Here is a 6,369-nt window from a genome sequence, read left to right on the forward strand (position 1 = left end):
CTCAGCGCTTGGGCTCCAGCAGCCCAAGGAGCCCCGAGCTGTCGAGCCTTCCCAGGCCCGCCTCGCGGGCCTGCCCGTAGAGCTTCCAGGCTTCCCGCCCAACGGCGGTCTTCGCTCCCGCAGCGGCCGCCAGCTCGAGTCCCAAGCCGAGGTCCTTCCACGCGAGATCCACGAAAAAGCCCGCCTTGTAGTCCCGCTCGACCATGGCCCCGAGCTTGCGCTCGAGGATGAACGACGCGCCGGAGCTCTTGCCCACGACCTCGCCCACGGTCTGCCGCGGGATGCCGAGCCGGTCGGCCAGCGCCATGGCCTCGCAGAGCACGGCTTGGTTGGACAGCGCGACGTAGTTGTTGAGGAGCTTGAGGATGTTCCCCCGTCCGACTTCGCCAAGGCGGAAGAGGCTGGTGCCGATAGCGCCCAGGACCGTCTCGTAGGGCGCCACGGCCGCAGCATCCGCTCCGATCATCACGGCGAGCGTTCCGGCCTCGGCGCCGCTCACGCTGCCCGAGACGGGCGCGTCGATCAGCCGCACGCCCCGCTCGGCCATCCGCGCGTGCTGCGCCCGGGTGCTCTCGGGCCCGACCGTGGACAGATCGAACACCACGTCGCCGGACCGGGCGCCCTCCATGAGCCCCGCCGGACCCCACAGGGCGGCCTCCACCGCCCGCGCGTCGGGCAGGCTCATGAGCGTGACGCGGACGTCTCGCGCGAGAGACGGCAGGTCCGCCGCCCGGCGCGCGCCGAGCGCCTCGAGCGGCGCCGTCGCCTCGGGCCGGAGATCGAAGACGGTCATCTGATGCCCGGCCTTCAGGATGTTCTTGGCCATGGGACGGCCCATGTTTCCGGTACCGACGAAGCCGATGTGCATAGACGCTCCTTTAATGGGCATGGGGGTGGCGGCCGGGGCCCAGGCGGCCGAGAGCTCGTTGGGTAGCCCGGTCTTTCTTGCTGAGCCGCCGCGGGTTGCCCTTGCGCGGTCCGCGACTGGGCTCCTCCTCGTCGCCGTCCATCAGGTCCGCTGGGGCTTCGGGCGGGAGCCGGCGAGCCTGGTCGAGGCGCGCCAGGAACTGGTCGGTGGTGACGACGGTGGCGCCGGCGCGCTCGGCTGCCCTGCGCACTTCCCGGTCGTTTGAAACGACGGCGCCCCCATCGCGCGCCATGCGCGCCAGCACACTGTCGGCGGACTCGCGGGCGCTCGAGAAAATCACGCTGACGCCGGAGCCTCCGCCCGCGCGCCCGCCCGCCTGGGCGCCATCGAAGACAACGGTGAAGCTGTCCCCTGACACGCGTGCGACCTCGACCAGCAGCGCGCAGAGCGCCTGGCGACCCGCTTCGAGGCTCTCCTGCTCTCGCGATTTGAGCTCCGGCGCGCGCCTGATTACGTTGTAGCCGTCCACGAGCCAGCGCATAGCGGCCTCATTCTAATGCTCTGGTGCATCAACGCACCGCGCTAAACCCAGAAAAGAGGAAACCACCAAATAAAGGTTGACTTAGTCTAGCCGGGCACAATATGTTGTGCCTCACGCGCAGTTCATCTTTCACGGTTCTCCAGACGGCGGCGCGCAATCGGGGGCGAATTTTCGTGGCGGTAGCCTCCGCGGGCGCGGTCCGCGGCGGGGCGGACGGCGGCCGGGCGGAAACCGCAGCGGACGGCGTCCAGAAGAGGAGGGATGTATGAGAGTTACCCGGCGATTCACCGCGGAAGGCCGAAGCCCCTATACCGGCATCGAGTTCGCCCAGAGGAACTCGGAGATCCGGAACCCCGATGGGACCTCGGTCTTCCGTCAGGATGCCATCGCCGTGCCGGCCGAGTGGTCGTCGGTGGCTGTGGATATCCTGGCCCAGAAGTACTTCCGCAAGTCGGGGGTGCCCCAGGTCGGCCCCGACGGCAAGCCCCTCCTCGACAAGGAAGGGCAGCCCGTCCTCGGGGGCGAGCGGGACGCCCGGCAGGTCTTCCACCGCCTGGCAGGCTGCTGGACCCACTGGGGCGAGCGCTACGGCTACTTCGACTCCCCGGCGGACGGCGGCGCCTTCTACGACGAGCTCTGCCACATGCTGGCGGCGCAGATCGCGGCGCCCAACTCGCCACAGTGGTTTAACACGGGGCTGCACTACGCCTACGGCCTCTCGGGGCCGGCCCAGGGCCATTACTTGGTCGACCCCGACACGGGCGTCCTGACCCGCGCCTCGAGCGCCTACGAACGCCCGCAAGTTCATGCCTGCTTCATCCAGTCAGTCAGCGACGATCTGGTCAACGACGGCGGGATCATGGACCTCTGGACCCGCGAAGCGCGCATCTTCAAGTACGGCTCGGGCACCGGCTCCAACTTTTCGGCCCTCCGGGGCGAGAACGAGCCGCTCTCGGGCGGCGGCAAGTCCTCGGGGCTCATGTCCTTCCTTAAAATCGGCGACCGGGCGGCCGGGGCGATCAAGTCGGGCGGCACCACGAGGCGCGCGGCCAAGATGGTCTGCCTCGACATCGACCACCCGGACGTGATGCAGTTCATCCGCTGGAAGGTGGTCGAGGAGCAGAAGGTGGCCGCGCTGGTGGCGGGCTCTCGGCTGGGCAAGCGCCGGCTCCAGGCGCTCCTGCAGGCGGCGCGCGTCGGCGACCGGATCGAGGCCGACCCCAAGCAGAACGCGGGGCTGCGCGCGGCCGTGCGCGAGGCACGCGCAGCCTTCGTGCCCGAGGCCTACATCCAGAAGACGCTCCATCTGGCCGCCGAGGGCGTGACCGAGATCGTCTTCCCGGAGTACGACACCGACTGGGACAGCGAGGCCTATCTGACCGTCTCGGGCCAGAACTCCAACAACTCGGTCCGCGTGCCCAACGGCTTTTTCGAGGTGCTGGACAAGGGCGGCGACTGGGAGCTCAAGCGCCGAACCGACGGCAAGGTCGCCAAGAAGGTCGCGGCCGCCGACATCTGGAGCGAGATCGCCTACGCGGCCTGGGCCTGCGCGGACCCGGGCGTGCAGTACGACACGACCATCAACGAGTGGCACACCTGCCCCGAGGACGGCCGCATCAACGCCTCGAACCCGTGCGTGACGGGCGACACCCTCGTCGCGACAGCCGACGGCTGGCAGCGGATCGACAGCCTCGTAGGCAAGTCCGCGCTGATCATCGGCGCCGACGGCCAGCCCCATCTGGTCACCCGCATTTTCCCGACCGGCCGCAAGCCCGTATTCCGGCTGACGACCCGCGCCGGTTACCGAGTACAGATCACCGGTGACCACCGGGTGCTGACCGTGGAGCGAGGTGATGTCGCGGTCAAAGATGTTCGGTCGGGTGAACGGCTGATGCTCCAAGGCCCCGGCTTCGGTAGGCGCACGCTCCCGACCGATCTCGCGCTCGGAATCGGGGTGGCCGTCGGCGACGGCTGCCTCACCCGTTCGGTCATCCGCGGCCGAGAGCAGAGGGTTGTCATCCTCACCATGCACGCCCAGGAGGCGGGCGTGCTGGCCTCGGTCGCCGAGGCCGTCAATGCGTCGAAGGCCGCGCTGAAGGTGGTTGGCTCTGTGGGCCGCAACGACGGTGTGCAGGTGACGCGGAGTGCCACCGGGACCCGGCTTGCCTTCGGCTCCGGCCCCGTGGTGGAGCTGTTCCGTCAGTTCGCGGTGCTCGACGAAGGCTCCGAGGCCAAGCGCTTCACGCCGGCCGTGTTCGAGCTGGACCGTCCCGCCCTGGCCGCGGTCCTGCGGGGCCTCTTCACGGCCGACGGCACCGTCGCCAACTACGGGGACAAGTCCCAGTACGTGGGCCTCGATTCCACGCCGGAGGAGCTCCTCCGCCAAGTCCAGCTGCTGCTGCTGTCCTTCGGAATCAAGTCCAAGCTGTACGCAAACCGGCGCGGCGAGACGACGCTCTCGCTCCTTCCGGACGGCCGCGGCGGCCTGCGGCAGTATCCCGTCCAGCCGATGTTCTCGCTCCGGATCAGCCGGTCTTCGCGCCTCCTCTTCGAGCGCGAGATTGGATTCCATCCCGCGAGCCCGAAGGCCGCGGCGCTGGCGCGGCTGAACGCCGAGGTGACTACCTACCGGGACGATCTCACCGACGAGGTCGCTTCCATCGAGCCTGCCGGTGATGCGGACGTGTTCGACCTGACCGAGGAGGCTACGCATCACTTCGTGGCCGGAGGGGTCGTCGTCCACAACTGCTCGGAGTACATGTTCCTCGACGACACGGCCTGCAACCTGGCGTCCGTCAACCTGGTCAAGTTCCTCCGGCCCGACGGCAGCTTCGACGTCGAGGGCTTCCGCCACGCCTGCAGGCTGTGGACGATGGTGCTCGAGATCAGCGTCCTCATGGCCGCCTACCCGAGCCCAATCATCGCGCAGAAGAGCTGGGACTTCCGGACGCTGGGGCTGGGCTACGCCAACATGGGCACCGTGCTGATGCGCAGCGGCATCCCGTACGACTCCGCTGAGGCCGCGGCCATCTGCGGCTCGATCACGGCCATCATGCACGGCGAGGCCTACGCGACGTCCGCCGAGATCGCCAAGGACCTGGGACCCTTCCCCGGCTACGCCAAGAACCGGGCGCACATGCTGCGCGTCATCCGCAACCACCGGCGGGCCGCCTACAACGCGCCCGCGAGCGACTACGAGGGGCTGACCATCACCCCCAGGGGCCTCGACCCCGAGCGCTGCCCACAGCGGCTCCTGCAGGCCGCGCGCGAGACCTGGGACCGGGCGCTGGAGCTCGGCGAGGCGCACGGCTTCCGCAACGCCCAGGTGACGGTCCTGGCGCCGACGGGCACCATCGGCCTCGTCATGGACTGCGACACCACGGGGATCGAGCCCGACTTCGCCCTGGTCAAGTTCAAGAAGCTGGCGGGCGGTGGCTACTTCAAGATCATCAACCAGAGCCTACCCGTGGCGCTCCAGGCGCTCGGCTACCCGCCGAACCAGATCGAGGAGATCGTGGACTACTGCGTGGGGCGCAAGACCCTCGACGGCGCGCCCTTCATCAACCACGACACGCTCCGGGCCAAGGGCTTCGACGACGAGGGACTGGCCAAGATCGAGGCCTCACTCAAGGGCGCCTTCGAGATCCAGTTCGTCCTCAACTCCTGGACGCTCGGCGACGGTTATGTCGCCGAGAAGCTCGGGATCAACGACGCGCGGTTGGCCGAGTGGAACGGCAACCTGCTCCGCGCGCTCGGCTTCACGCCGGCCGAGATCGAGGCCGCCAACGACTTCTGCTGCGGGACCATGACGGTCGAGGGCGCGCCCTTCCTCAAGCCCGAGCACCTGCCGGTCTTCGACTGCGCCAACCGCTGCGGCCGCAAGGGCCAGCGCTTCATCGCGGTCGCGGCCCACATCCGCATGATGGCCGCCGCCCAGCCCTTCCTGTCAGGGGCGATCAGCAAGACCATCAACATGCCGCAGGACGCCACGGTCGAGGAGGTCAAGGACGCCTATCGCGCCTCGTGGCAGTCCATGCTCAAGGCGGTCGCGCTCTACCGCGACGGCTCCAAGCTCTCCCAGCCGCTGAACACCGTCAGCGACGACGAGGAGCAAGCCGCGGCGGCCGACGTGGAGAAGGTGGCCGAGCGCATGACCGAGCGGGTGGTAACCAAGTACCTGCGCGAGCGGCACCGGCTGCCGGACCGCCGCGCCGGCTACACCCAGAAGGCCGTTGTCGGCGGCCACAAGATCTACCTCCGCACGGGCGAGTACGAGGACGGCACGCTGGGCGAGGTCTTCCTCGACATGCACAAGGAGGGCGCGGCTTTCCGCTCCCTCATGAACTGCTTCGCCATCGCCATCTCGCTGGGGCTCCAGCACGGCGTGCCGCTCGAGGAGTTCGTGGACGCCTTCGTCTTCACCCGCTTCGAGCCCAACGGCATGGTCAAGGGCAACGACCGGATCAAGATGTCCACCTCGGTCATCGACTACGTCTTCCGCGAGCTGGCCATCACCTACCTCGGCCGCACCGATCTCTCCCATGTCGCCGAAGAGGACCTCCGCGGCGACACGCTCGGCGCCAAGATTCCCCATGGTCCGGCCGGCCAGCGCGGCATCCCGCGCGTCGAGCCGCCCGCGCCGGCCTTCGAGCCGTCCGCGGCCACGCCCGTCACCTCGCGCGCCGCGAGCCCTGACAGTGGCGGCAGCGGCGCGCTGGCGCAGGCCAAGGCGCTCTCGGCCTCCGAGATCGCGCGCCTCAAGGGCTACGAGGGCGATCCCTGCGGCGACTGCGGCCAGTTCACCATGGTGCGCAACGGCACGTGTCTCAAGTGCATCACCTGCGGCACGACGACCGGGTGTTCTTAGGCGGCTGCTCAGAGCGGCCGACTGAGCCTCCGCGGATCCGACCCTCTCTCCCTTGTGGGGGGAGAGGGTTTCGTGTCTCAACCCCTCCTTCGT

The 6,369-nt window shown here is 68.9% G+C and carries 3 protein-coding genes; 1 reads left to right on the plus strand and 2 read right to left on the minus strand.

The features are described 5' to 3' along the window. Position 1: 1 nt before the first annotated feature. Complete coding sequence (locus Q7W02_15965) at positions 2–868, minus strand: NAD(P)-dependent oxidoreductase (protein MDO8477660.1); 867 nt, start codon at positions 866–868, stop codon at positions 2–4. Positions 869–878: 10 nt separating this feature from the next. Beyond that, a complete protein-coding gene (locus Q7W02_15970) occupies positions 879–1,409 on the minus strand; it encodes an NYN domain-containing protein (GenBank protein ID MDO8477661.1) in 531 nt (176 codons plus the stop codon). Positions 1,410–1,674: 265 nt separating this feature from the next. On the opposite strand from Q7W02_15970, the gene Q7W02_15975 reads away from it, so the two are divergent. Continuing rightward, positions 1,675–6,276 carry an LAGLIDADG family homing endonuclease gene (locus tag Q7W02_15975; GenBank protein MDO8477662.1) on the plus strand — a complete coding sequence of 1,534 codons (4,602 nt, stop codon included), beginning with the start codon at positions 1,675–1,677 and terminating at the stop codon, positions 6,274–6,276. The last annotated feature ends 93 nt before the right edge of the window (positions 6,277–6,369 follow it).

Source organism: Candidatus Rokuibacteriota bacterium (assembly GCA_030647435.1).
In the GTDB taxonomy this organism is placed as follows: Bacteria; Methylomirabilota; Methylomirabilia; order Rokubacteriales; family CSP1-6; genus AR37.